1 pseudogene is annotated in these 395 nt (G+C 85.1%); it reads left to right on the forward strand.

Annotated features, from left to right (window positions below):
• Positions 1-15: 15 nt before the first annotated feature.
• Positions 16-395, forward strand: a pseudogene (locus tag GTR00_RS22635) (hypothetical protein); the annotation flags it as partial.

A 395-nucleotide genomic window follows, 5' to 3' on the forward strand; every position in this document is an offset into this window, starting at 1 on the left:
GGCGGGGGCCGTGCCGTGACGGGCGCCGCGCCCCGCCCGCCCGGGCCGCCGCGCCGGGCCGTGGTGGCGCTGGCGCTGGCGGCGCTGACCGGGTGCGCGGGCCTGCCGCGCTCGGGGCCGGTGGTGGCCGGCGGGCACGTGCAGGACGACCCCCGCCTCGGCCTGCTGCGGGTGGTCCCGCAGGGGCCGGTGCCCGGCGCGACGCCCGAGGAGGTGGTGCGCGGCTTCGTGCTGGCGGCGGCCACCGGGGTCGGTGAGCAGGCCGTGGCGCGCGAGTTCCTCTCCCCGGACGCCCGGCGCACCTGGCGCCCGGACGCCTCCACCACGGTGCTGCGCGCGGTCCCGCGGGTGCGCGCGGCCGGCCCGGCCGGCGCCGGCACCGCGGAGGGCGGCGC

It is taken from the genome of Kineococcus indalonis (genome assembly GCF_009906395.1).
Lineage (GTDB): Bacteria > Actinomycetota > Actinomycetes > Actinomycetales > Kineococcaceae > Kineococcus > Kineococcus indalonis.